Annotated in this window: 21 protein-coding genes; 4 read left to right on the forward strand and 17 right to left on the reverse strand. The window is 71.9% G+C overall.

Annotated features, from left to right (window positions below):
• Nucleotides 1-3 precede the first annotated feature (3 nt).
• Nucleotides 4-708: a spheroidene monooxygenase gene (locus ABGB01_RS15105; protein ID WP_347773910.1), complete on the reverse strand. Its 705-nt coding sequence runs from the start codon at nucleotides 706-708 to the stop codon at nucleotides 4-6.
• On the opposite strand from ABGB01_RS15105, the gene ABGB01_RS15110 reads away from it, so the two are divergent.
• A complete protein-coding gene (locus ABGB01_RS15110; protein ID WP_347773911.1) occupies nucleotides 683-1,279 on the forward strand; it encodes a glycerol-3-phosphate acyltransferase in 597 nt (198 codons plus the stop codon). The genes ABGB01_RS15105 and ABGB01_RS15110 overlap by 26 nt on opposite strands.
• Here ABGB01_RS15110 and ABGB01_RS15115 read toward each other — a convergent pair.
• The 16 genes from ABGB01_RS15115 to ABGB01_RS15190 all read right to left on the reverse strand — a co-directional run bounded on the left by ABGB01_RS15115 (nucleotide 1,230) and on the right by ABGB01_RS15190 (nucleotide 20,648).
• A complete protein-coding gene (locus ABGB01_RS15115) occupies nucleotides 1,230-2,411 on the reverse strand; it encodes a glycosyltransferase family 2 protein (protein WP_347773912.1) in 1,182 nt (393 codons plus the stop codon). The genes ABGB01_RS15110 and ABGB01_RS15115 overlap by 50 nt on opposite strands.
• On the reverse strand, nucleotides 2,408-3,847 hold the full coding sequence (gene crtI / locus ABGB01_RS15120; protein ID WP_347773913.1) for a phytoene desaturase family protein: 1,440 nt from the start codon (nucleotides 3,845-3,847) through the stop codon (nucleotides 2,408-2,410). The genes ABGB01_RS15115 and crtI overlap by 4 nt, the downstream gene beginning before the upstream one ends.
• The gene (locus ABGB01_RS15125; protein ID WP_347773914.1) at nucleotides 3,835-4,605 is read right to left on the reverse strand and encodes a carotenoid biosynthesis protein; all 771 of its coding nucleotides are present in this window, start codon (nucleotides 4,603-4,605) and stop codon (nucleotides 3,835-3,837) included. Before ABGB01_RS15125 ends, crtI begins: the two co-directional genes overlap by 13 nt.
• 112 nt (nucleotides 4,606-4,717) lie before the next feature.
• On the reverse strand, nucleotides 4,718-6,256 hold the full coding sequence (locus ABGB01_RS15130; protein WP_347773915.1) for an alpha/beta fold hydrolase: 1,539 nt from the start codon (nucleotides 6,254-6,256) through the stop codon (nucleotides 4,718-4,720).
• A gap of 129 nt (nucleotides 6,257-6,385) precedes the next feature.
• Entirely contained in the window at nucleotides 6,386-8,284 is a 1,899-nt protein-coding gene (locus tag ABGB01_RS15135) for a helix-turn-helix domain-containing protein (protein ID WP_347773916.1), read from the reverse strand.
• A 137-nt stretch (nucleotides 8,285-8,421) separates the two neighbouring features.
• The gene (locus ABGB01_RS15140; RefSeq protein WP_347773917.1) at nucleotides 8,422-9,429 is read right to left on the reverse strand and encodes a branched-chain amino acid ABC transporter permease; all 1,008 of its coding nucleotides are present in this window, start codon (nucleotides 9,427-9,429) and stop codon (nucleotides 8,422-8,424) included.
• Entirely contained in the window at nucleotides 9,426-10,289 is an 864-nt protein-coding gene (locus ABGB01_RS15145; protein ID WP_347773918.1) for a branched-chain amino acid ABC transporter permease, read from the reverse strand. The genes ABGB01_RS15140 and ABGB01_RS15145 overlap by 4 nt, the downstream gene beginning before the upstream one ends.
• 9 nt (nucleotides 10,290-10,298) lie before the next feature.
• Nucleotides 10,299-11,540 (reverse strand): ABC transporter substrate-binding protein, encoded by a 1,242-nt coding sequence (locus tag ABGB01_RS15150; protein ID WP_347773919.1) that lies wholly within the window; start codon nucleotides 11,538-11,540, stop codon nucleotides 10,299-10,301.
• 36 nt (nucleotides 11,541-11,576) lie between these two features.
• Nucleotides 11,577-12,284: an ABC transporter ATP-binding protein gene (locus ABGB01_RS15155; RefSeq protein WP_347773920.1), complete on the reverse strand. Its 708-nt coding sequence runs from the start codon at nucleotides 12,282-12,284 to the stop codon at nucleotides 11,577-11,579.
• Nucleotides 12,271-13,077, reverse strand: a complete 807-nt coding sequence (locus ABGB01_RS15160) for an ABC transporter ATP-binding protein (RefSeq protein ID WP_347617388.1) — start codon at nucleotides 13,075-13,077, stop codon at nucleotides 12,271-12,273. The genes ABGB01_RS15155 and ABGB01_RS15160 overlap by 14 nt, the downstream gene beginning before the upstream one ends.
• A gap of 191 nt (nucleotides 13,078-13,268) precedes the next feature.
• Nucleotides 13,269-13,724: a helix-turn-helix transcriptional regulator gene (locus tag ABGB01_RS15165; protein ID WP_347773921.1), complete on the reverse strand. Its 456-nt coding sequence runs from the start codon at nucleotides 13,722-13,724 to the stop codon at nucleotides 13,269-13,271.
• A 25-nt stretch (nucleotides 13,725-13,749) separates the two neighbouring features.
• Nucleotides 13,750-14,160, reverse strand: coding sequence for a VOC family protein (locus tag ABGB01_RS15170; protein ID WP_347617390.1), 411 nt, complete (start codon nucleotides 14,158-14,160; stop codon nucleotides 13,750-13,752).
• A gap of 62 nt (nucleotides 14,161-14,222) precedes the next feature.
• A complete protein-coding gene (locus tag ABGB01_RS15175; RefSeq protein ID WP_347773922.1) occupies nucleotides 14,223-17,660 on the reverse strand; it encodes a hypothetical protein in 3,438 nt (1,145 codons plus the stop codon).
• Nucleotides 17,657-18,469: a carbohydrate ABC transporter permease gene (locus ABGB01_RS15180; protein WP_347773923.1), complete on the reverse strand. Its 813-nt coding sequence runs from the start codon at nucleotides 18,467-18,469 to the stop codon at nucleotides 17,657-17,659. The genes ABGB01_RS15175 and ABGB01_RS15180 overlap by 4 nt, the downstream gene beginning before the upstream one ends.
• Nucleotides 18,466-19,350 carry a sugar ABC transporter permease gene (locus ABGB01_RS15185; protein WP_347773924.1) on the reverse strand — a complete coding sequence of 295 codons (885 nt, stop codon included), beginning with the start codon at nucleotides 19,348-19,350 and terminating at the stop codon, nucleotides 18,466-18,468. Before ABGB01_RS15185 ends, ABGB01_RS15180 begins: the two co-directional genes overlap by 4 nt.
• Complete coding sequence (locus ABGB01_RS15190; RefSeq protein WP_347773925.1) at nucleotides 19,347-20,648, reverse strand: extracellular solute-binding protein; 1,302 nt, start codon at nucleotides 20,646-20,648, stop codon at nucleotides 19,347-19,349. The genes ABGB01_RS15185 and ABGB01_RS15190 overlap by 4 nt, the downstream gene beginning before the upstream one ends.
• A gap of 188 nt (nucleotides 20,649-20,836) precedes the next feature.
• Between ABGB01_RS15190 and ABGB01_RS15195 the strand changes: the two genes are divergently transcribed.
• From ABGB01_RS15195 to ABGB01_RS15205, 3 genes are all read left to right on the forward strand, one after another.
• Entirely contained in the window at nucleotides 20,837-21,574 is a 738-nt protein-coding gene (locus ABGB01_RS15195) for a DeoR/GlpR family DNA-binding transcription regulator (RefSeq protein WP_347773926.1), read from the forward strand.
• A 95-nt stretch (nucleotides 21,575-21,669) separates the two neighbouring features.
• Entirely contained in the window at nucleotides 21,670-23,241 is a 1,572-nt protein-coding gene (locus ABGB01_RS15200) for an alkaline phosphatase D family protein (protein ID WP_347773927.1), read from the forward strand.
• Between the two features lie 12 nt (nucleotides 23,242-23,253).
• The gene (locus tag ABGB01_RS15205; protein ID WP_347773928.1) at nucleotides 23,254-24,117 is read left to right on the forward strand and encodes a discoidin domain-containing protein; all 864 of its coding nucleotides are present in this window, start codon (nucleotides 23,254-23,256) and stop codon (nucleotides 24,115-24,117) included.
• The last annotated feature ends 46 nt before the right edge of the window (nucleotides 24,118-24,163 follow it).

A 24,163-nucleotide genomic window follows, 5' to 3' on the forward strand; every position in this document is an offset into this window, starting at 1 on the left:
CGCTCAGCGCAGCGGGTCGGCGCCGTTCCAGGTTCCTTCGCTGGCGTAGGGGGTGAAGCGGGCGAACAGCTCCTCGGCGTACCAGTCGTGCGTTCGTACCTGCCGGATGACCCGCTGATGTGCCCCGTCCCGGTAGGCGAAGGCGCGCACCGCCTCCTGGTCCCGCCACAACGAGAACGTCGCCTGCCGGGCCAGCGGCCACTCCCCCATGCCGATCGAGCGCAGGCAGCCGTCCTGCCGCCGGAGCAGGTCGTCGACCTGCGGCACCGACCGGTAGAAGGCGACCAGGCGGCCGGGCCGGATGGACGCCCTGGTGAGCACCGCCATCGGTCCTTCCCCGCCGTCGGGGCGGGCCGCCATGCCGTCGAACGGGTCGCGCCCGGCCCAGGCGCCGCGCGAGGCCAGCGGGACCAGCCGCACGTGCCAGCTCTCGTACGCCTCCGCACGCCAGCGGGCGGCGATCGGCGAGACGCGCAGGAACTCCGCCAGGTCGTCCTCGCCGCGCCAGACCGCGAACAGCGCCCACCGGCGCAGATCGGCGCCCAGCGACATGGAGCGGCCCCGGCCGGTGCCGAGCAGCCGCCAGAACAGCAGCCCGCCGGCGCCCCGCAGCAGCGGCCGGTCGAAGGCCATGTGCTTCATGGCGCCCGCGCTGCCGTACCGGACGAGGTGGAACGAGGCGATGGTCGAGGTGCTCGTGGCGGTCACCGCCGGCTACCTGCTCGGCTCGGTGCCGGTCGCGGTCGTGGTGGCGGGCGGGCACGGCGTCGATCCGCGTGACGTCGGCGACCGCAATCCGGGGTACTGGAACGTCAAGGAGCAACTCGGGCGGCGGGCGGCCGTGCCGGTGTTCGCCGGCGACATGCTGAAGGGCACGCTGGCGGCCCTGGCGGGGCTGCTGGTCAGCGGCGGCCACACCACCGGGCTCGGCGTGGTGTCGGGTGCGAGCGTGGTGCCGGTGTACCTCGCGGTGGCGGCGGCCATGGCCGGGCACGCGTGGCCGGTCTTCGCCGGCTTCCGTGGCGGCCGCTCGGTCCTCACCTTCGCCGGCGGCGTCGCGGTCATCTGCCCGCCGGCGTTCGTGCTGGCGGTGGCCGTGCTGGTCGTGACGGCGCTGGCGCTGCGCTCGTTCGCCGTGGGGGCGCGCCTGGCGGTGTTCGCGGTGCCGGTGCTGCAACTGCTGTTCGCACCCGTGGAGGTGGCGGCGGCCACCGGCGGGCTGATGTGCCTCATCGGGCTGCGCTTCTGCCTGGCCGCGCTGGCCGCCCGCCGCCGCTGACGCCCTGGTGCGTACGGCCACGCCACGTTCGGCCGCTGACGTCCGGGTACGTACGGCCACGCCAATCGCGGACGGGTCGCAGCGTGGCCTGGGTCAGCCGGAACGCGGACGCCGGATCGAGCAGCGGCGACAGCAGCACGCCCGCGCCCGGTTCGCGGTAGCTGTCCCGCAACGCCCTGGCCAGCAGCAGCCGCATCCCCAGCAGCGCCACGTCCAGCGCGGCCGGCCGGCCGGCCGCCAGCCGGAGCACGGGCAGCGCCCCGGTCAGCCAGAGGACGGCGAGGTCCGCCGCCTGCCGGCCGGGCCCGGTCACGTCCCGCAGCGGCAGCGAACGTCCCCACTCCCGCCACAGCTCGCGGACCGAGTCGTGCATGTCCACCTCCAGCAGGCCGCCCGCGTCCAGGAAGCCCACCGTCCAGCCTCGCCCGGCCAGGCAGCGGGCCAGCGCCACATCGTCGGTCATACGATCACGTACGAGTGCGAATCCCTCCGCTTCGGCCATCCGGGCCCGCCGGAAGGCCATGCACTGGCCGTTGGCGACGACGCGGCGCGGCGGCGGCGGGCTCGGCGGGCCGATGGGCCCGAACCGGTAGACCAGCGTGGCCAGCATGGAAGCGTGCAGGGCCTGCTCCAGGACGCCGTCACAGACGAACCGCGGACCGGCGCTCACCAGGTCGTACCGCTCCAAGGCGGCCGCCAGCGCGCCGAACAGGCCGGGCGCGGGCCGGGCGTCGGCGTCGAGTGTCACCACGACCTCGCCGGCGGCGGCGGCCGTCCCCTGGTGCAGCGCCCACTGCTTGCCCACCCACCCCGGGGGCAGCGGTCCCGCGGTGACGACCTTGGCTCCCAGCGACGCGGCCACCCGTGCCGTGCCGTCGCGGGATCCGTCGTCGACGACGATCACCTCGGTCACGGCGGGAGCCGTCGGCACGGCCCGCAGGCATGGCCCGATCCTGGCCGCCTCGTCGCGGGCGGGGATCACCACGGAGATCGTCATGCCGGAGTCCAGGCGGGGCCGCAGCCGCGGCAGCCGCCGCCGGCCCCGCGCGAGCCTGGCGACGACGACAGCGGCCGCGACGGCCTGCGCCGCGGTGAGCGGCCTCACCGCGCGTACGGCCGTGAACGGCCTCACCGCGCGCCCCCAGGGAAGTCGCGTGCCACCAGCCCGGCCACGATGCGCGCGCCCAGAGCCACCATCGGCAGCCCGCCGCCCGGGTGCACCGAGCCGCCCACCAGGTACAGGCCGCGGCGCGGCCCTCGGTTGCCCGGGCGCAGGAAGGGCGCCAGCCTGCCCCTGCAGGCGCTGCCGTAGATCGCGCCGCCCCAGGACCCGTAGCGTTCCCGCAGATCGGCCGGGGTGAAGACGTCGACGAAACGCAGCCGGCCCGCCAGGTCGTGACCGCGCTCGGCCAGCCGCTCCAGCACGAGATCCCGGTACGCCCGCACCCCGATCGGCCATCGGCCGGGGTCGCGGGCGGGCACGTTGACCAGCACGGTCCAGTTCTCGGCGCCGCGCGGGGCCTGGGAGGGGTCGTCCACGGCCGAGCAGCCGACGTAGATCGTCGGGTCGCGCGGCGGGCTCCCGCGTTCGAAGATGTCGGCGAACTCCCGCTCGTAGCCGGCCGAGAACAGCACCGAGTGATGCGGCAGCCCCGGCGTTCGCCCCTCCACCCCGGCCAGCAGCAGCAGCGCGGACGACGAGCGCCCCAGCCGCGCGATGCGGCGCAGCCGCCGGCGGTCCGGCAGCAGGCGCGCGTACAGGGCGGCGGCGTCGGTGTTCGCCACCACGACGTCGGAGCGCACACGCTCTCCGCTCGCCAGCCGCACCCCCGTGACCCGGGAACCGCCGGCCTCGACGGCGGCGACCGGCTCCGACAGGAACACCCGCACACCTGCCGCTTTCAGCAGCAGGGCCAGGTCGTCGGCCAGCCGGGCCAGGCCGCCGGGCGTGTACCAGACACCCTGCCCGTGCTCCAGCGCCGGCACGCACCCCAGCGCGGCGGGCGCGAGGTAGGGGCTCGACCCGGCGTAGGTGGCGTAGCGGCCGGTGTACTGGCGCAGGCGGGCGTCACGGAAGTAGCGGCGGGCCAGCCCGTCCAGCGTACGCGCGGGCGCCACGGCCAGCAGATCGGACAGCCGGGCCTGGCCGGGCGGGCGGATCAGCGGCCCGGCGAACACCGTCCGGTGCGCGGCCCGCAGGCAGCCCCGCGCCCAGCTGTGGAAGGCGCGCCAGCCCGGTCCCTCCCCCGGGGCCAGCCGCTCCACCTCGGCTGCCATCCGTTCCGGGTCCCGCGGCGCGTCCAGCACCGTGCCGTCGGCGAACCGGTAGCGGCACAGCAACTCCGGCTCGACGAGCTCGCGCCGCAGGCCCAGCTCGCGGAACAGCTCCGGCATGGTGAGCAGCGAAGGCCCGAGGGAGAAGGCGAACCCGTCCCGGCGGTGCTCGGCCAGCTTGCCGCCCAGCCGCGCGGACCGCTCGTACAGCCGGACCTCGTGCCCCTGCCTGGCCAGCAGCAGCGCGCACACCATGCCGCCCACGCCGCCGCCGATCACCGTCACCTCTGCCATGACCGCCTCCAGGCCAGCGCGGCGAACGCGCCCATCGTGATCCCTCCGGCCGCCGCCACCAGCGGGTCGGTGGGCTCGAACACCGCCGCGAAGGCGACCGTCTCCATCACCGCCATGACCGTGTAGAGCGCGAGCAGCCCCCGCCCTGGCCCGGCGTCGCCGCACACGCGTCCGACGACCAGCATGACCAGCGCCGACACCAGCAGCCAGCCCGCGAAGTTGCTCAGCGGGATGCCGCGGTACGCGCCGCCGTCGGCCCACGTCCACATCCCGAGCCGGACCATCTGCGGGTCGAGGAACAGGTCCCACGCGGTCAGCGCGCCCGCGCCCGCGACGGCCCGCGCCCACCTCCCCGCCGGCGCGACGGCGGTCGCCACCGCGTACGCCGCCAGCCCCATGCCGCCCCAGGCCAGCGCCACCACGACGGGGACGCCGCCCACCTGCGGCCACAGCACGTCGCTGTAGCGGTAGACGCCGAACGGGAATCCGGTCAGCACCCCGGCCACCTCGGCCGCGTACCCGGTGAGCACCGCCGCGCCGAACGCGGCCACCGCCCTGGCCGTCCCCCACGTGCCGGCCGCGAAGGCCACGGCACACGCCGCCAGCAGCACCACGATCGGCCCGGTGTACCGCTCCGGCCGCGCGTCCAGCCCGGACGCCACCTGCACGGTCATCATGGCGAGCAGCGACAGCACGCCGATCGAGCGTGCCGGCCGCAGGGCCGCACCCGTCACCCGTTCGCCTGACGTCTGTTCCACACGCTGTCTTCCGGAGCGGCCACATTCACGATGCACGTGCCCGGACGCGTGCCAAGCGAGCCTCATGGCCGTCCGAGCATCAGGACAAGATTCGCTCCCTTCGCCGTGCGTGTCAGCCGGTCGTGGTGGGGGCCGGCTTTCCCGGGCACGTGGTGGTGCGCCTGCCGGTCTCGAAGTAGGCGACGATCTTCTCGGCACAGCCGGGCACCTGGGGGGCCGAGCCGTGGACGTCGTCGTCGATGGTCACCAGGGTTCCGCCGATGGCCGCGCGCATGGCGGTCGCCCACTCGTACGGTGTCACGGTCTCGTAGCGGTGGCCCGACAGGATCAGCGAGCCGCCCGTGGGCCGCACCTTCGGCGTCTTCGCCGGCAACGGCCACCCCGCGCAGTTGTGCACGAAGTTGCCCGTCCGGCCGGTCACCGGATAGTGCTTGAGACGCTGCTGGTAGGCCTTCCAGTTCGGCCGGAACGTGCTCGCGGTCGGATCCTCGTTGCAGTGGAACGCGCGGCCGGCCGTCCTGTCAGTCCCCCCGCCCCCGCCTCCGCCCTCGCCCGGCTTGCCGAACGCCTCCTTGACCGCCGGAGGCGCGGCCGGGCCCTTGGCGTCGGCGAGTTCCTTGAGCACCTGGGCCATCCTGGGCCACTGGCCGCCGGGCCGGCCTGCGGCCCGGGAGATCAGCCCGCCGTCCACGGTGAGGTCGATGTCGGTGAAGGTCAGCGGTTCGGCGTCGTACCGCTTGACCATGTCCTCCACCGCGGAGACCACCTGCCGTTTCGACGTGCCGAGCCCGTAGGTGTCGTCGCGTTCGGCCATCCAGGCGGCCATGCGCTCGAAGTTGCGGTCCACGGCGTCGGTGTGGGTCTTCGTCCAGAAGCCCTTCCAGATGTCGGGTGGGGTCACGCTGTCCAGCCACATCCGGCCCACCCTGGTGGGGTACATGGTTCGCATGACGGCGCCGAGCCACGTGCCCCAGGAGACGCCGAAGAAGTTGATCTTCCGCTCGTGCAGGGCGGCGCGGATCCGGTCGATGTCACGGGCCACGTTGGGGGTGGTGAGCTGCCTGAGGAACGCGGGATCTTGCTGGACGCACTGTTTGCTCCAGGCGACCATGTCGGCGTAGGCCTTCTTGGCGTGCTTCTCGGTGATCGGCCCCGGCGCGGGCGTGCCGCGCGGGATGTCGGGGCAGGAGACCTTGGTGCTGCGGCCGATGCCGCGCGGGTCGATCCCGATCAGGTCATAACGCTCGTTGAGTGCTTTGGCGCCCCTCATCGCGAGGTTGATGGACATCAGGTAGCCGGAGCCGCCGGGCCCTCCCGGGTTGAGCGCGATGCTGCCCAGGCGGTTCTTCTGGTCGGAGGCCTTCAACCTGGTGAGGGCCACGGTGATCTGCTTCCCGTCCGGGTCGCCGTAGTCCTGGGGGACGCGGATCGTGCCGCAGTCCGTACGGGCGAGCAGCCGCCTGAACTCGGCGAACTGATCCTCCTTGAGGCCCTGCTTGCGGAGGTCATCGTCCGAGAATTCCTGACATTTCTGCCAGGTGATGGGTGAGGGCTTGGGCTTGGAGTCGGCGGCGGCGGGCACGCCGACCGTGAGGGAGCTCATCAGCAGGGCTCCCGAGAACAGCCCGCGGGCCGCTGTCGCACGGTTCACTGATCGAGGTCCTTTCGGCGGAGGGACGACCTGGCGGGGCCCGCGAAGGCCGCACATGCCGGATCTTCTGCGGTTCCGCTCCTTTATGCACCGCCGGCTGTTTCCCTGCCGTTTCCGTCTGCGGGCACGTCAGTCGTCGAGCTCGCGGAGCTCGCGGCGCAGCCGGTGCAACCGCAGCGCCAGCTGCACTTCCAGCGTGTGGTCCGGGCTGTTCCAGTCCATGCCGAGCAGGCGTCTGACCCGGTCGAGGCGCTGGGTGACGGTGTTCGGGTGGATGTGCAGCCGTTTGGCGCTGGCGACCAGGCTCTGCCCGGTGGCGAAGTAGGTTCCGAGCGTCTCCATCAGCGCGGTGGACCGCTGCTCGTCGTGCCGGATGACCGGCCCGAGGGTGCGTTCCACGAAGCGCGCCGCGGACGCGCCGTCGCCGAGCAGCAGTCCGGCGTACCCGAGCTCGTCGGCCGTGGCGGCGGCTCCCACCCGTTCGAGCCGGAGCAGGGCCTGTACGCAGGCCAGCGCCTCCGCGTACGCGCTGGGCAGGTCGGCCGGGTCGTCGACCGGTCCCGCGGCGCCGGCGGTGACCGGCGAGCCCAGCCGCGTGGTCAGCGAGCGTGCTATCTGGCGGCCGGTCAGCGACGGGTCGTCGGAGGGGACGACCAGGATCGCCTGGCCGTCCCGCACCGTGCTCAGGCCGTCGCGGGCGGCCGCGAGGTCGGACGCCACGGAGGCGAGGCTCTGCCGGTTCTCGGCCCGGATGTGCGCGACGACGACGGCATGCCGCTTCTGGGGCTGGTAGCCGATCCGCAGGGCCCGCTCGGCCAGCGAGGAGTACGTGCGGGGGGTGGGCGTGAGGAGGTCGTCCAGCAACTCGCCGCGCACCCTGGCCTCCGCTGCGGCGAGGTTGCGGCTGAACAGCTGGAGCAACGACGCGACGACGGCCGCCCGGGCGAGCAGCCGCCTGTCCAGGTCGCCGACCTCGGACGGTGCGGCCGGCGGGCCCCAGACCAGGGTGCCGAGGTTCTCGGTGCCGGCGACGAGGCCGGTGGCCCAGTACGTGCCGTCGTGGGCGACGGCGGAGCGGCCCGCGGCCCCGCCCGCGGCGGCGGACATCGCCCGCAGCACCTCACGGGAAGCCCCCGGGGTCCAGGCGACGGGCGTCTCGAACTCGTCGAAGATGGCGAGCACGCCACCGAGCTGGTCGCCCGCCGCGGCCACGACCTCCTGCACGCCGCCGCCCCTGAGCACGATGGCCATGCTCTGGTCGTGCGCCGCGACCGCCCTCTCCTGGTCGACCGTACGTTGCCGCAGAGCCTCGTTCTCCCGCCGGAGCGCCGCCAGGGTCTGCTCCTGGTCGTCTCTCGACCGCGCCTGCTCGATGGCGGTCGCGGCGAGGGTGGCGAAGGAGCCGAGGAGAGCGATGGCGTCGTGGGAGAACCACCCCGGCGTGCGGTTGGAGGCGAACAGCACCCCGATGACGGCGCTGGTGCGCAGCGGCACGCCGACGATCGACACCTGCCGCTCCGCCCTGACCGAGGTGTCGACCGCCGGGTCGTGCGTCAGCCGTTCGTCGCTGAAGTAGTCGGGCGTCGAGAACGGCGTGCCCGTGGCCGCGACCCTGCCGCCGATGCCGATCCCGAACGGGATCCTGACGTCCTTCCACGCCGAGGAGGTCGCGCCGACCATCACCTGCATGCAGGTCGCCCGGCGCTCGTTGTCGTTGAGGCTGAGGTAGGCCATGTCGCAGCCGAGCAGCCGCTGTGCCTGGCTCACGATCAGGGTGAGGATCGTGTCGGGGTCGCTGCGGTCCTCCGCCAGCTCCTTCGCGCACTCGACCAGCGCACGCTGCTGTTCGTGGCGGCTTCGCCGCTTCTCCAGCGTGTCGCGGAGCTGGAGCGCGAGCGTGTGCTCGGCGTGCAGATCCGCTATCTCGGCGGGTGAGGCGGCGCCGGCCACCGCGTCGTGCAGGACCTCGTCGTAGTGGGGCAGCGGGGCCCCGTCCACGAGAAGCTGGAGGAAACTGCGCCTGTTCACGCCCTTGCCCATCGTTGTAGCACTCGCGCTTCCACAATGGGCACTAGTCAAGTCCCGCGGATCGCCAATTACCAGGCTGCTGCGGAGATAGGTGATTTCACGGGGCGTTCACCCATGCAACGGGCGGGCTTTCACGGTCAGGCCGGGGTGTCGACCGACTTCCTGGGCTCGGCGGGCAGGTCGGTGGGCGCGTCGGGCGTACGCCGCGAGGCCAGCAGGTGTCGGGCCGTTCCCCAGATGCCCCGGCGGAACAGCAGCACGACCACGATGAAGATCGAGCCGGTGATGATCCCGGTCTCGGCGAACCCGGCGGTGGCCAGAAAGTCCTGGAGCTGGACGATCAGCGCCGCGCCGATGGCGCCGCCCCACAACGTGCCGATCCCGCCGAGGATGACCATCATCACGGCCTGCCCGGAGGTGGTCCAGTAGACACCTTCGAGCGAGGCGAAGCCGTGGCCGATGGCGAAGACTCCCCCGGCCGTCCCGGCGAGCGCGGCGGACAGGACGAACGCCTGCAGCTTGTAGCGGTCGACCGGGTAGCCGAGGGCGCGGGCCCGGTCCGGGTTGGCGCGGATGGACACCAGCACCCGGCCGAACGGCGAGCGTACGATGCGCCAGGCGACGAACAGCCCGGCCAGCACGAACGGCAGGCCCGCGTAGTAGAAGAAGAACGAGTCGGACAGGTCGAGCCCGAACAACTCCCGGGGGATCCCCTGCAGGCCGTTCTCCCCGCCCGTGACGTCCCGCCACTGGTTGGCCACGAAATAGATCATCTGGGCGAAGGCCAGGGTGACCATGGCGAAATAGATGCCGCTGAGCCGTACGGACAGGAAGCCGATCGGGAGCGCCAGCAGTGCCGTGAACGCCGCGCCACCCGCGATCGCGACCGGGAACGGCAGCCCGCTGTGCAACGCGATCAGGCCGGTGCAGTACGCCGACCCGCCCCAGAACGCGGCGTGCCCGAACGACAGCAGCCCGGTGAAGCCCAGCAGCAGGTCCACCGACGCGGCGAACAGCGCCCAGCAGGCGATGTCGAGCGCCACCGGCGGGTAGATCAGCCAGGGCAGGGCGAAGGCGGCGACGAGCCCGGCCGCCAGGAGCAGCCATCCGCCCCGGCCCGAGCGGGCCAGCCTGGTCAGGATCACCGGAACGCCTCCTCGCGTCCGAACAGCCCGGCCGGGCGCCACAACAGCACGACGGCCATGAGGATGAACACCAGGATCTGGGAGAGCGCCGGCACGTACAGGTTGCCGAGGGCCGACACCAGCCCGACGGCGAAGCCCGCGGCGACCGAGCCGAACACCGAGCCGAGACCGCCGATCACCACGACCGCGAAGACGGTGATGATGAGGTCGGCGCCCATGAGCGGGTTGACCGCCCGCATCGGCGCGGCCAGCACCCCGGCGAACGCGGCCAGCGCGATGCCGAAGCCGAACACCGGGGTCACCCACCGGCCGACGTCGATGCCGAGCGCCCGGGTCAGCTCGGGCCGCTCGGTCGCGGCCCGCACGATCATCCCGACGCGGGTACGGGTGAGCACCAGCCACACCGCGACGCACATCAGCACCGACACGGCCAGCACGAACACCTGGTAGGCGGGGTAGGTGAACAGCCCCAGGTCGACCGTGCCGTCCAGGGCCCGCGGCCTCGGGTACAGCTGCGAGCTCACCCCGTACTCCCGTTTCACCAGGTCCTGCAGGATGAGCGCGAGACCGAAGGTGAACAGGAAGCCGTAGAGCGGGTCGAGCGGCGTCAGCCGCCGGATGAACAGCCGTTCCAGCACGATCCCCGCGACGCCCAGCAGCGGCGGCACCAGCAGCAGGGACACCCAGAAGTTCAGGCCGAACGCGTCGAGCGCGACGAACGCCCCGAAGGCGCCGAGCATGTAGAACGCGCCGTGGGCCAGGTTGACCACGCCGAGCATGCCGAAGATGACGGACAGGCCGAGGGCGAGCAGAGCGTAGAAGGCTCCGCCCACCAGCCCGTTGAACGCCTGCTGGAGCACGCCGGCCGCCTACAGCTTGCAGGCGGGGTCGGGCTGCGGCTGGAACGCCTCCGACGCCGGGATGGTCTTGAGCACCTTCACGTAGTCGTACGGCTCCTTGACCTCGCTGGACGGCTTGACCTGCGACAGGTACGCGTCGTGCAGCAGCAGGTGGTCCTGGGCGCGGATGGTGGCGTTGCGGGCGAACATGTCCTCGATCTTGTGGCCTTCGAGCTGCTTGACCACCTCGTCGGAGTTGTCGGTGCCGCCGCGCTGCACGGCCTCGAGATACTGCAGGGCGGCCGAATAGTTGGCCGCCATGTTGGCGGTGGGCCGTTTGCCGGTCTTGGCGTGGAACTTGTCGGCCCAGGCGCGTGACTGCTCGTCGGCGTTCCAGTACCACATGTCGGTGTAGCGGGTCCCGGCCAGGGCGTCCGCGCCGAGCGAGTGGATGTCGCTGAGGGCCAGCAACCCGACCGCGAGCCCGACACCCTTGTCGCGCAGTTTGTACTCGTTGTACTGCTTCACCAGGTTGACCAGGTCACCGCCGGCCTGCATCGTGCCGATCACCTGCGGCTTGGGGTCCAGGTTCGGCGCCTTGAGCAGGAACGTGGAGAAGTTGTCGTTGGGGAACGGCGTCGGGTCGGACTCGACCACGGTGCCGCCGGCCGCGTTGATCGCCGTGCTGAAGGTCTTCTGCATGTCCTGCCCGAACGCGTAGTCGGGGTAGACGATGTACCAGTTCTTGGAGCCGTCCTTGGTGACCTCGGTGCCGGTGCCGTGGGCCAGCATGTAGCTGTTGTAGCCGTAGTGGAAGGTGTACTTGTTGCACTGCTTGCCCTCCAGCTCGGTGCTGGCGGCGCCGACGTCGATGAACACCTTCTTCTTGTTCTTGGCGATGGTGGCGACGGCGAACGCGGCCGAGGAGGTCGGCACGTCGAGGATCACGTCGGCCTGCTGCCGGTCGTAGAGCTCCTGCGCCTTGGAGTTGGCGATCTCCGGCTTGTTCTGGTGGTCGGCGTCCTTCACCTCGATGGTCTTGGCCACCACCTTGTCCCCATATTTCGCCTGATGGTCGGCCACCGCCATCTTGACGGCCTCGATCGTCAGACGCCCGGAGGTGTCGGCGTAGATGCCCGACTGGTCGTTCAGCACGGCCAGCACCACCTTGCCGTCGCTGATCTTCTCGTCACCACCGCCAGGACCGCCTCCGCACCCGGCCAGCAGCAGCCCCGTGGCGGCCAGGCAGCCGCTCCAGCCCGTGACTCTCATTCAGGGTCTCCTCTGTCTCCCGGCGGCGGGTGGTCGTCAGATTCCGAGGTATTCGAGCAGCTCGTGCTCGCGCTCGCGGACCTGGTCGTTGTCCAGCGACTCGACGATCCGGCCCTCGGCGAGCAGATAGTGGCGGTCGGCGACGGTGGCGGCGAAGTGCACGTTCTGCTCGATCAGCAGCACGGTCACCCCGGCCGCCTTGACCTCGCGCAGGATCTCGCCGATCTGCTGGACGATCAGCGGCGACAGGCCCTCGGTCGGCTCGTCGCACAACAGCAGCCTGGCGCCCGTCCGCAACACGCGGGCCAGCGCGAGCATCTGCTGCTCACCGCCCGACAACTTCGTCCCGGGGAAGCGGCGCCGCTCGCGCAGCGGCGGGAAAGCCTCGTACACCCGCTTCAGCGACCACGGCTCCCGGCTCCCCTTGGTCACGGGCGGGAGCAGCAGGTTCTCCTCCACCGACAGGGTGGCGTACACGCCCCGGTCGTCGGGGACGAAGCCCAGACCGCGGCGGGCCCTGCGGTGCGGGGCCAGGCCCGTGATGTCCTCGCCGGACAACGAGATCGTGCCCGCGGTCCTGCCGTACGCGCCGTGCAGCCCCATCAGGCAGCGCAGCAACGTGGTCTTGCCGGCGCCGTTGCGGCCGACCAGCGTGACGATCTCGCCCTCGTCGACCCGCATCGACACCTCGCGCAGGGCCTGCGCCTCGCCGTACCAGGCCGACAGCCCGTCAACGCGCAGCATGAGAGTCTCCGAGGTAGGCGGTGATGACCCGCGGGTCGTGGCGGATCTCGGCGTACGGTCCCTCGGCCAGCACCTTGCCGTGCTGCAGGACGGTCACCCGGTCGGCGAGGCTGGCCACCACGTTCATGTTGTGCTCGACCAGGACCACGGTGCGGCCCGCACGGATCTTGCGAACGAGCTCGCACGTACGGTCGACGTCCTCCACGCCCATCCCGGCGGTCGGCTCGTCCAGCAGGAGCACCTTGGGGTCGAGAGCCAGGGCGAGCGCCAGCTCCAGCGCGCGTTTGCTCCCGTACGGCAGCGAACCCGCCGGGACGTCGCCGTGGCCGGACAACCCGACCTGGTCGAGCAGCTCCTCCGCGCGCTCCGCGAAGCGGGCCAGCGCCCGGTCGGAACGCCAGAACCGCCAGCCGAGACCGGTGGGGCTCGCCAGCGCCAGCTCCACGTGCTGGTGCGGGGTCAGCTCGGCGAACAGGCTGGTGATCTGGAACGAGCGCGCCACGCCCAGCCGGGTGATCGCCTCGGGACTGCGCCCGGCCAGCTCCCGGCCGCCCGCCAGCAGCACGCTGCCCGCGGTCGGCTTCAGGAAGCCGGTGAGCAGGTTGAACAGGGTGGTCTTGCCGGCGCCGTTGGGTCCCACCAGCGCGTGCACGCTGCCCTCGGCCACGTCCAGATCCACGCCGTCCACGGCGAGGAAGCCGCGGAACTCCCTGCTCAGCCCGCGCACCTTCAGGACGGGGACGGATCCGCCCGGGGCGGCACCGTGCCCGCTCCCCACCGGATCTGCTCCCATGCGCCCTCCTCGCGCGTCATGACGTGACCCGAGTCACGATCAGGCCGCCGTAACCGTGAACGCTAAGTGGGAGCCGGGCCGGTGGACCAGGTGAGACGGACACACATTCCGGCAGTCCGCTATGAGCTGGCGCACACTCCATGGGGAGACCGCGGGCCGCTGTGCTTCCGACCGCGGGCCGCGTCCGTGTCTCACGCCGGTTGCGGCTCGCTCTCCCGGCTCCTGACCGGTCTCGTCACCTGCGCGGCCACGCAGGAAGGCAGCCCCGCCACGACACCCGCCGCGCGGCGCTGGTACTCGCTGGGCGGCATGCCGACCAGCTCGGTGAAACGGGTGCTGAAGGTGCCCAGCGACGAGCAGCCGACCGCGAAGCAGACCTCGGTGACGCTGAGGTCGCCACGGCGCAGCAGCGCCATCGCGCGCTCGATGCGACGCGTCATCAGATAGGCGTACGGGGACTCGCCGTAGGCGAGCCGGAACTGGCGGCTGAGGTGCCCGGCCGACATGTGCACGCCACGGGCCAGCGCCTCGACGTTCAGCGGCTGCGCGTAGTCCCTGTCGATGCGGTCGCGGACGCTGCGCAGCCGCGCGAGGTCCTTCAGGCGCGCCGCCGCGGCGAGAGCGCGCCCCCATGCGGGATGGCACATGAGCAAACCCCTTTCGTCGAGCGGCTCAGCGAACCTGCTGGATGCGGACCAGGTTGCCCGCCGGATCGCGGAAGGCGCAGTCGCGCACGCCGTACGACTGCTCCGTCGGCTCCTGGACGACCTCGGCGGCGCCGGCCTGCACCTTCTCGAAGACGCCGTCGAGGTCACGGGTGGCCAGCAGGATCCAGCCGTAGGTGCCCTTGGCCATCATCTCGAGGATGGTGCGGCGCTCGTCCTCGGTGATGCCGGGGTCGGCGGCCGGCGGCGCCAGGAGGATGGACGTGCCGGGCTGGCCGGGCGGGCCGACCGTGATCCAGCGCATCTTGCCCTGCCCAACGTCGCTGCGCACCTCGAAGCCGAGGGTGTCGCGGTAGAAGGCCAGGGAGGCCTCCGGGTCGTCGTGCGGAAGAAAGGTCGTGTGAATGGTGACGTCCATGGCGCCACGTTAACCACGGCCGGGCGACCTGCGCTTCTCCGATCCTGACCGGGCGTCCGGCCTCAGGGCGCGGTGCGCAGGCGTACGGGGCCGAACAGGCCCGTGACGCGCTGACCGGCGAAGACGAAGTGCGTGGGGCCGACCTCGTCGAAATAGGGGGCCAGCGTGCCCAGCACCAGGACCTCGAGGGCATTGTCGCCGTCGTCCAGCTCGACGTCGAAGACGTACGGCGAGCACACCCTGATCCCGCACGGGCGGCCGTTCACCGTGACCTCCGCCGTGCCCCTGACGCGGCCGAGGTCGAGCTCGCCCGGCCCGGCCTCGGCGGTGACGGTGGCGCGGTAGCGCACGCCGCCGCTGTAGCCGGCCAGGCCGCGCTCCTCCCAGTCGCCGAGCCGCATCCGGCCAGGGCCGCAGGTGAAGCGGACGGGGCCGGTGAACGCGGCGCCCGACTGGCGGCCGGGGACCGTGGTCACGCGCAGCTCGCCACCGTGCACGACACACTCGACGCCGTCCGCGACGTCCACGGAGACGCCGGTCACGCCCGGGGGCGGGTCGAGGAGGAAGCGTTCGGTCCGGGGGCGAGCGCCGGGCGCGGTGAACGCGGCGGCGGGGGCGGAGGGGCGGCCGTCGAGCCAGCCCGCCTCCGGCAGCGGGTGCGGGCGGACCCGCGACCACAGGGCGGCGGGGTCACCCTGCTGGCGGCGGCGTACCCGGGGGCGGGGCGTCCAGCCGGGGCCGGAGACGGCCAGGCCGTCGGCCAGCACCCAGCCGTCCGACTCGATCCTGATCGTGTTGTCGCCGGGGCGCAGCAGGCGGGCCACGTCGTAGCGGCGTACGCGCGGGATGTCGGCCTCCGCGTACGGGTCGAAGCCGCCCTGGCGCCCCGCCTCCACACCGTTCACCAGCACCCGGCAGAACGCGGTCGAGGCGACCTGGAGCGGCGACCCGCCTCCCTCCTGGACGTGCACGGTGGTCTCCAGGGGCGTGCCGGCGATCCACTCGGGGCGTGCGGCGTCGCCGGGGTCGTCCACCAGGCAGGCGTAGGCCCGCAGGTCGTGCTCCTCGTCCGGGACGAGCGCCAGCTCCAGCAGGTGGTCGCCGGGCGCGACGGGTGAGAGCGTGACGGCGGCGTAACCGGCGTCGTCGAGCGGCCGCTCCTCGCCGTCGAGCCGGAGGGTCTTGGCGGCGCCCGCGCCGATCGCGAGCCAGACGGGAGCACCCTCCGGGACGGTGAGCACGCTGCGGAAGCGCGCCTCGGCACCGGCCGCGACCCGGCCGAACGCGAGGAACTCCACCGGCACGTGTCCCTTGGGGCCCAGGGTCTCCCGGTGGATGGGGTCCTTGTGCAGGCCCCGCGACGTCGACCACACCGAGGGTGTCCACGGGCCGTCGCCGACGCGCTGCTCCCCGCGCGGGCCGAACGTCACGTGCGCGGGCTCCCCGCAGGGCCTGCGCAACGACCAGCGTTCAACGCGGGCACCGGTGCCGCTGCCGACGTCGGTGGCGGACGCGGTGGCGGTGGCGGTCGCCGTGGTGAGACCGAAGTCCGACCAGGTGTCGTCCATGGTCGGGACGAGCTCGACGTCCCACTCGTCCCCGAGGTCCACCTCCACCGGGTACGTGGGCCGCGGCGGCGCGGGCTCGGCGTGCGTGCCGTCGAACACCAGCAGCGCGGCGGGCCCGTCGTCGAACGGCACGACCACCTCCGTCGCGTCACCGTCGCGCGTGTGCGGCAGCGCGACGGGGTCGCCGCCGGCGAAGGGCCGGGCCAGCCGCGGCGTCCCCGACACGCCCCTGACGGTGACGCGCATCTCGCGGGCGTACCTGGCGGGGTCGAAATCGATGTCGGCGTCCAGCCAGCCGAGCTCGACGCCGCGACGCTCCGGCCGTCCGACGCCGATCCTGCTGGCCATCGGGAAGGCCGCCGTCAGGAACACCAGCGTGGTGTCACCGGCCTCGCGCACCAGCGCGGGCACCGGAGCCTCCACCCTGCGCGGCAGCCCGGCCAGCGCGTCGCCCAGGCGGTCCGGGGACGGGACGAAGCGGGCCGCCCCGCCCAGCGGATCCGTGCCGACGGAGACGACCAGCCCGCCGTCCGCGGCGAACGCGGCGAGCCGGGCGGCGACGTCCTCGTCGAGCACGGTGACGGCGGGCAGCACGACGGCCCGGTACGCCTCGCTGGACACGGCGAGCCGCCCGTCCTCGACCGTCGCCCGCCGTACGGAGTCCTCGTCGATGACGTCGGCGTCGAAGCCGAGCCGGTCCAGAACGCCCGGCCTGGTGGCGAACCACGCCATGTCGCCGACGATCTCCCGGTACACCTCCTGCGCCCGCTCGGCCGGAGCCCGTGCCCCCGGACCGGCGGCCTGGACGGTGGCCGTGGGGAGGAGGACGGCGACGTCGCAGGCGTGGCGGCCCTGCGACAGGGCGGCGCACAACCGGGTGACGGCGTCGGCGAAGACCCGGTGGTGCCGCCAGTACGGCTGCCGCCAGTCCGTGGCCGGCGGCGCCCACTCCCACCAGCCGCGCCTGGTCGTGTAGTAGACCGCGTGCGGGTTGTACAGCGTGGCCCCGGCCCGCAGCCACGGCAGCAGCCAGTCGAAGGTCTCCTCCAGCGTGCCGCCCCAGCCGCTGGAGTGGAACGCCTCGATCCAGGTGCGCGGCCGGCCGTAGAGGTGGGCGAGCGAGGCGTGCAGGCGGGCGTCGCCGTGGTGGTCGGAGCCGGGCGCGCCGAACCAGCGGTGGGTGCGGGCGTAGTCGGCGTACAGCTCCACCCCGGCCACCGGGTGCCCGGCGCGGGCCGGGTCCTGCTGGTCACAACCGTTGAGCAGCCCGTGCCGCGCGTGCCACTCGCCCAGCGGCCGGAAGAACGCCTCCTCGGCCAGTTCGGCGCGGGTGCGCTGGTACGCCTGCCAGTCCGGGTCGGCCGGCGAGAACTCCGCGCCCCGCCTGGCGCGGTACTCCTCGGCGAAGCGGGCGGACCAGGTGGGCAGGGTCGGCAGCTCGTCCTGGAACGACCCGGCGATCACCCGGCCGAACCAGTGCCCGGCGCGCCGCTCGAACTCGCCGTGCACCCGGTCGAGCAGCACCGCGCACGCCTCGCGCGACAGGTAGTCGAAGCCGCGCAGCGTGACCGACCCGTCGGGGTTCAGCCACTGCCCGGCGAACGACGGATGTTCCTGGACGAGCCGGGCCTGCAGGTCGGCGCCGGAGAAGCCGAGTTGGTCGTAGAACCACAGGTACGCCCCCAGCTCGTACGCGTCGGCGCACACCTGCTCGAACAACTCCCACCACGCCTCCGACAGGAACGGCGGGTCGTCGGCGTCGGCGCCGAAGGCGGGCCCCGAGGGGGCGAGGTTGAGGATGACGAGGTTGTGCACTCCCCCCTCCACCAGGCGTTCCATCTGCCTGCGGAGCCGGTCGCGGCGCAGCGGCTCGCCGCTCCACCACCAGATGGCCGCCGGGGAGTACTCCCTGGGAGGCGGGTCGCCGTTCATCCTTTGAGCCCGCTGGCGAAGCCCTTGATAACGTACCGCTGCAGCGCCAGGAAGACCACCACGATCGGCACCGCGCCGAGCACGAGCCCGGCGAAGACGAGGCCGTGCTGGGAGACGTACTGGCCGACGAAGGCGAAGACGCTGACCGGGACGGTCTCGTAGCCGGAGCCGCCGAGGTAGACGAGCGGCGTGAAGAAGTCGTTCCAGATGAAGACGGCGTTGAGGATCAGCACGGTGCCGGTGATGGGCCGCAGCAGGGGGAAGACGACGCGGGTGAACGCCGTCAGGTGGGAGGCGCCGTCGATCTGCGCGGCGGCGGCGTACTCGCGGGGCAGGGCCCGGATGAAGCCGGTGTAGAGGAAGACGGTGAACGGCAGCTGGATGCCGGTGTAGAAGAGGATCATCCCGGCGTGCGTGCCGATCAGCCCGAGATCGTTCACCAGCTCGTAGAGCGGGATCATGCCGAGCTGGAAGGGCAGCACGATGCCGAGCAGGAAGAGCACGTAGAGGCCGTAGCCGAGCCGGGTCCGCACCCGGGCCAGGAAATAGGCGGCGAACGAGCCGAGCGCGATGAGCGCGACCAGGCTGGCCACGGTGACGACGGTGCTGTTGACGAGGGACGGGCCGAGGGCTGCGGCCGTCCACGCGGAGCCGTAGTTGTCGAGCGACGGCGGGTCGGGCAGCGCCAGCGGCGAGCGCGAGATCTGCCCGGGGTCCTTCAACGACAGCGAGACCAAGGTGTAGACGGGGAACAGGAACGCCACCGCCACGGCGATCATGACGATTTCCAGCAGGAACGTCTTCCTCACGCGGTCACCTCCCGGCGGCGCAGATAGTAGACCTGGACGAGCGAGACGGCGGCCACGAACAGCGCGAGCACGAGGGCGACCGCGGTGCTGTAGCCGAACTTGCCGAACACGAACGCCTGCTTGTACAGCACGGTCGACAGGGTCTCGGTGGCGTAGCCGGGGCCGCCGTTGGTGGCGGCGAAGACCTGGTCGAAGAGCTTGAGCCCGCCGATCGTGGACAACATCAGGTTGATCGTCACGGCGTGGGCCAGCAGCGGCCAGGTGACGTAGCGGAAACGCTGGAGGGTGCCCGCGCCGTCGATCATGGCGGCCTCGTGCAGCTCCTTCGGCACGCCCTCCAGCCCGGCCAGGAAGATGACCATGGAATATCCGGCGTACTGCCACACGACCATGCCGGCGATCGACCACAACGCCATCGACGGGTCGCCCAGCCAGTCGACGTGCAGGCCGAGCAGCCCGTTGAGGCCGGCGGACGGGTCGGGGTTGTAGATGTACTTCCACAGGAAGGCCACCATGACCGGGCTGACCACGACCGGCGCGAAGAAGATCACGCGCAGCAGGGCTCGGCTTTTGAGCTTGGCGTGCACGCCGAGCGCCAGCAGCAGCCCGACGCCGTTCTGCACGGCCACGGTGGCCACGGTCAGCAGCAGCGTGTTGCCGATCGAGCCCATGGCCTGGTCGTCGCCGAGCAACGTGCCGAAGTTGGCCAGGCCGACGAAGGACATGTCCTGGCCGATGCCGCTCCAGTCCGTGAACGCGTACACCACGCCGCTGACCGCCGGGTAGAGCACGACCAGCGCGTAGACCGCGAGCGCGGGCGCGGCGAACAACCAGGACGGGGCGGACGCGGTGAAGCGGCGGCGGGAGGAACTGGCGGTCACTTCCGGTACGCCTCGTCCATCTTCTTCAGCGCCTCGTCGATGGTCGACTCGCCGGCCAGCAGCTCCTGGACGACGGCGAAGTGCACCGGCTGCACCTCGGCGTTGGGCCAGCGCTGGTCCATGAACGGCACCGCGCGGTCCTTGGTGAACGGCAGGAACGACTCGACGGCCGGGTCGATGGTCGAGGAGTCGTCCTGCGTGAGCGGGATGGCGGAGATCGCCTTGGCCCAGGCGTTGATGTTCTCCTGCTTGCCGAGGAAGTCGATGAACGCCTTGGCCTCCTCGACGTTCTTGCCCTTGGCGGCGGCTCCGAGGCCGACGACGACGCCGGCGGGGATCCATACGGAGCCGGCGTCGTCGGCGCCCGGCACGGGGAACATCGACAGGTCGTCGGGCGAGGAGGCCGCCTTGCGGAAGTCGGGCAGGACGGCGGAGACCTGGACGGCCATGCCCGCCTTGCCGCCGGCCACCATGGAGGTCTGCTGCTCGAAGGTGGTGCCGTTGGGGTTGTCGTTGAAGTAGCCGCGTTTCTGCAGCTCCAGGTACATCTCCATGGCGTCCTGCCAGCCGGATCCGGCGAAGGTCGCCTGCCCGGCGAGCTGCTTGTCGTCGAACGTCGGATCCTTGGCGTAGACGGTCGACGGCACCAGCGCGTACGTGATGAGCTGGGTGACCCACGGCGTCTGCGCGCCCAGCGCGATCGGCACCACGCCGGCCTTCTTCAGCTTGTCGCAGGCGGCGAGGAACTCGTTCCACGTGGTGGGCGGGGCGTCGATGCCCGCCTTGTCGAAGGCCTTCTTGTTGTAGACGGCGCCGATGACCGACGAGCCGGCGGAGTAGATGTAGGTCTTGCCGTCGAGCTGGAAGGCGGGCTTGAACCCGGCGGGGACGGTCGCCGCCCACGGCTGGGCGGACAGGTCGGCCAGCAGCCCGGCCTCGGCGATCTGGGTCATCGACATCGCGCTGCCGTTGCCGGGGTAGACGACGTGCAGGTCGGGTGCGTTGCCGGCGCCGAGTTGCGTGCGAAGGGAGGTCTGCACCTGGTCGGTGGGAGCGTAGGAGGCGGTGATGCGCACCGCGGGCTTGGCCTTCTGGTAGGCGCCGGCCAGTTCGTCCATCGGAGTCTTCTGGTCGGCCACGCCGATGAACTTCAGCTCTGTCGTGGCGCCGCCGCCGGTCGTCGCCGTGGTCTCTGGCCTGGTGGAGCACGCGGTGGCCGTGGCGGCCACGGCCAGGCCGCCCATCATGCGCAGGAACTGCCCGCGGCTCACCCTGGCGTCGTGCAGAAGGCCGGTCATGTCCCGCCCACCTCCATGACCTGGCTGTTAATTTAACAGCCAAATTTGTTAAAAATGATGAATGTGGGGAGGGTACGAGTCGCCCAAGTTGGGTGTCAAGGTTAGGATTCGCAGCCGTCGAAAGGGTGAGAGGGCTCCCGGTGGATTCGCGTCAGCACACCTCAAGCAAGTCCGCCCGGTGGCGGGGCATGGCCGAGCACATCGTGCGCCAGGGCTCGGCCTCGGTGACGGAGCTCGCCGAGAGCTTCGGCGTCAGCGTGATGACCGTGCACCGCGACCTCGACGAGCTGGAGCGCCAGGGCATGGTGCGCAAGGTCAGAGGCGGGGTCACCGCCCAGGCCAGCAACGTGTGGGAGAGCAACATCGCCTACCGGCTCCAGGCCCACACCGCCGAGAAGGACGCGATCGCCCGGGTGGTGGCGGGCATGATCGAGCCCGGCGGGTCCGTCATGCTCGACGACTCGACGACGGCGCTGGCCGTGGCCCGCCATCTCGGCGACCTGGCGCCGCTGACCGTGGTGACGAACTTCCTCGAGGCGATCAGGCTGCTGGCCGGCAGCCCCGACATCCGGCTCATCGCGCTGGGCGGGGAATACCGTGCCACCCACGACTCCTTCCTCGGCCTGGGCTGCGTCGACGCGGTCGAGGCGGTGAGCGTCGACGTGGTCGTGGTCTCCACCTCCGCCGTCTCCGACGAGTACGCCTTCCACCAGGAGCAGGAGATCGTCCTGGTGAAGCGGGCGATGTTGCGCGCGGGCGCCCGCCGCATCCTGGCGGTCGACGGCTCCAAGCTCGCCCGGGTGGCGCTGCACCGGGTCGCGCCGCTGGACGACTTCGACGCGATCGTCGTCGACTCGGCCGCCCCTGCCGACCTGCTCCAACGGCTGCGCGACCGGCACGCCAACGTTCAGGTGGCGCAAATGTAACGCGATCGCGCGTTATTTATCACTTGAGTCTTGTTAAGAACTGCGGTCACTTGTTACAAAGTGAGGGCTTTCACCCCCCCAGCTCAGGAAGCGGCATGGATCATCCCTCACGTCGATCCTTCCTCGGCCTCGGCGGCGCCGCGTTCGCCCTGGCCTTCACCACGAACCTGGCCGACCCCTCCACCGCGCAGACGACCACCGTCCGCGGTGACTACCCCTTCAAGCTCGGCGTCGCCTCGGGCGACCCCCTGCCCGACCGGGTCATCCTCTGGACGCGGCTGGCGCCCGAGCCGCTGGAGCCGCTCGGCGGGCTGCCGTACAACAAGATCAGGGTTGACTGGGAGATCGCGGAGGACGAGGCGTTCATCCGGCGCGCCCGCCGCGGCTCCACCTGGGCCACGCCCGAATACGGTCACTCGGTCCACGTGGACGTCAAGGGCCTGCGCCCCGGCCGCGACTACTTCTACCGCTTCCGCGCCGGCGGCGAGATCAGCCCGGTGGGCCGGACCAGGACCGCGCCCGCGCCCGGCGGCGACCCGGAGGCGCTGCGGCTGGCCTTCGCCTCGTGCGCGCTGTGGCAGGACGGCCACTACACCGCCTATCGCCACCTCGCCGACGAGAACCCCGACGTGGTCTTCCACCTGGGCGACTACATCTACGAGTACGGCATCGTGCCGACCGGCGGTAACCGCGGGGTCCCGGTGCCCGAGCAGTACCGCGTGCAGTGCGACACCCTCGACCGCTTCCGCATCCAGTACGGCCTCTACAAGAGCGACCCCGACCTGCAGGCCGCCCACCACCGGGCGCCGTGGATCGTCACCTGGGACGACCACGAGGTGCTCGACAACTGGGCAGGCCCGCACGGCCCCGGCGGCGAGGTGACCGAGCAGGACTACCTGGTGATCCGCGCCAACGCCTTCCGTGCCTTCTGGGAGAACCTGCCCGTCCGCGTGCCCGCCGTTCAGGGCCCGGACGCCCGCATCTACCGCAGGTACACCTTCGGCGACCTGGCCGAGTTCAACGTGCTCGACACCCGTCAATACCGCGACGACCAGGTGTGCGGCGACGGGCAGCAGGTCGACTGCGCCGACCGCCTCGACCCGTCCAGGCAGATGCTCGGCGCCGAGCAGGAGCGGTGGTTACTCGACGGCATGGGCACCTCCCGCGCCCGGTGGAACGTGCTCGCCCAGCAGATCGCCATGATGCAACTCGACTTCGACCCGGGCCCCGCCCAGAAGCTCAGCATGGACCTGTGGGACGGCTACAAGGCCGCCAAGGACCGCCTGGTCAACGGCATGATCGAGCGCGAGGTCAGCAACCCGGTGGTGCTGACCGGCGACATCCACTACAACCTGGCCGGCGAGCTCAAGCAGAACTTCGACGACCCCGCCTCCCGCACGGCCGGGGTGGAGTTCGTCTGCACCTCCGTCAGCAGCGGCGGCAACGGCAACCCTGACACCGGCCTGCCGCCGGGCGGCACCGACCCGATCAACCCGCACCTGCGCTTCTCCAGCTACCAGCGCGGCTACGTCTCCTGCGAGGTCACCCGCGACCAGTGGCGGGCCGACTTCAGGGTCGTCCCGTACGTCGACCGCCCCGGCGCCCCCGTCTCCACCAGGGCGAGCCTCGTCACCCTCGACGGCGCCCCCGGCCTGCAGACGCTCTAGGAAGGAACGATCATGCGTCACCTCGCCGCCGCGCTCACCGTCGCCACCGCCGCCGTCACGCTCACCACGGCAGCCGCCTGGAACCCCGCCGCAACCGCCGGGAAGCCCTCCGGCGACCTCACCCCCATCGCGGGCGCCGACCGGCTCGTCGCCGCGCTCGGCGTGGACCCCGCCTGCCCCGCCAAGATCGAGATCGGCATGCGCAGCGACGCGAAGAAGCCCGCCTACGCCACGATGGACGTCGAGATCGACCCGCCACTGACCGCCTCCCGCACGATGCTGACCAGCTACCTGCCGCCCGGGTACGAGCTCGGCGCGAAACTGCTGGTCGCCGTCCCGCCCGAGACCAAGGAGGGCACGTACGAGCTGCGGCTGCGCACTCGAGCCAAGACGTTGAAGGTGCCGGTCGACGTCGTGCCCCTCGACAAGCTCGACAACGGCGGCAACCTCGCGCTGCACCGCCCCGTCACCGCCTCCTCCCAGCACACCAACGCCAACTACCCGCCGTGCAGCGTCGCCGACGGCGACACCTCCTCCAACGGCTGGGCCGGCGGCAACGGCTGGAACGACGCCACCGGCCGGGCCTGGCCCGACACCATCGCGGTCGCGCTGGGCGGGCCGAAGCAGGTCTCCCGCGTCGACCTGTACACCCTCGACACCGAGCGTTACCCGGCATCGCGCAACGGGCTGCGCGACTGGGACGTCCAGGCCCAGGTGAACGGCGAGTGGCGGACGGTCGCGCAGGTGCGCGGCAACATCGCCGGCAACGTGCGCTCGGACTTCGCACCCGTCACCGCGGACGCCGTCCGCATCGTCGCGCTCGCCTCCAACGGCGCCAACGACTACACGCGCATCATCGAGGTCGAGGTCCGCTGACCCCGCTCGTGGCTCGCCGTGACGCTCGGCCGGAAAGATCGCGCGA

This window comes from Nonomuraea sp. B5E05 (assembly GCF_039880665.1).
Classification (GTDB): domain Bacteria; phylum Actinomycetota; class Actinomycetes; order Streptosporangiales; family Streptosporangiaceae; genus Nonomuraea.

Coding starts and splice junctions, on each gene's coding strand:
- ABGB01_RS15170 (WP_347617390.1), bottom strand. CDS start 14,160: ATGGACGTCACCATTCACACGACCTTTCTTCCGCACGACGACCCGGAG.
- ABGB01_RS15200 (WP_347773927.1), top strand. CDS start 21,670: ATGGATCATCCCTCACGTCGATCCTTCCTCGGCCTCGGCGGCGCCGCG.
- ABGB01_RS15110 (WP_347773911.1), top strand. CDS start 683: ATGGTCGAGGTGCTCGTGGCGGTCACCGCCGGCTACCTGCTCGGCTCG.
- ABGB01_RS15150 (WP_347773919.1), bottom strand. CDS start 11,540: ATGAGAGTCACGGGCTGGAGCGGCTGCCTGGCCGCCACGGGGCTGCTG.
- ABGB01_RS15205 (WP_347773928.1), top strand. CDS start 23,254: ATGCGTCACCTCGCCGCCGCGCTCACCGTCGCCACCGCCGCCGTCACG.
- ABGB01_RS15165 (WP_347773921.1), bottom strand. CDS start 13,724: ATGTGCCATCCCGCATGGGGGCGCGCTCTCGCCGCGGCGGCGCGCCTG.
- ABGB01_RS15155 (WP_347773920.1), bottom strand. CDS start 12,284: ATGCTGCGCGTTGACGGGCTGTCGGCCTGGTACGGCGAGGCGCAGGCC.
- ABGB01_RS15160 (WP_347617388.1), bottom strand. CDS start 13,077: ATGGGAGCAGATCCGGTGGGGAGCGGGCACGGTGCCGCCCCGGGCGGA.
- crtI (WP_347773913.1), bottom strand. CDS start 3,847: ATGGCAGAGGTGACGGTGATCGGCGGCGGCGTGGGCGGCATGGTGTGC.
- ABGB01_RS15195 (WP_347773926.1), top strand. CDS start 20,837: ATGGCCGAGCACATCGTGCGCCAGGGCTCGGCCTCGGTGACGGAGCTC.
- ABGB01_RS15175 (WP_347773922.1), bottom strand. CDS start 17,660: ATGAACGGCGACCCGCCTCCCAGGGAGTACTCCCCGGCGGCCATCTGG.
- ABGB01_RS15190 (WP_347773925.1), bottom strand. CDS start 20,648: ATGACCGGCCTTCTGCACGACGCCAGGGTGAGCCGCGGGCAGTTCCTG.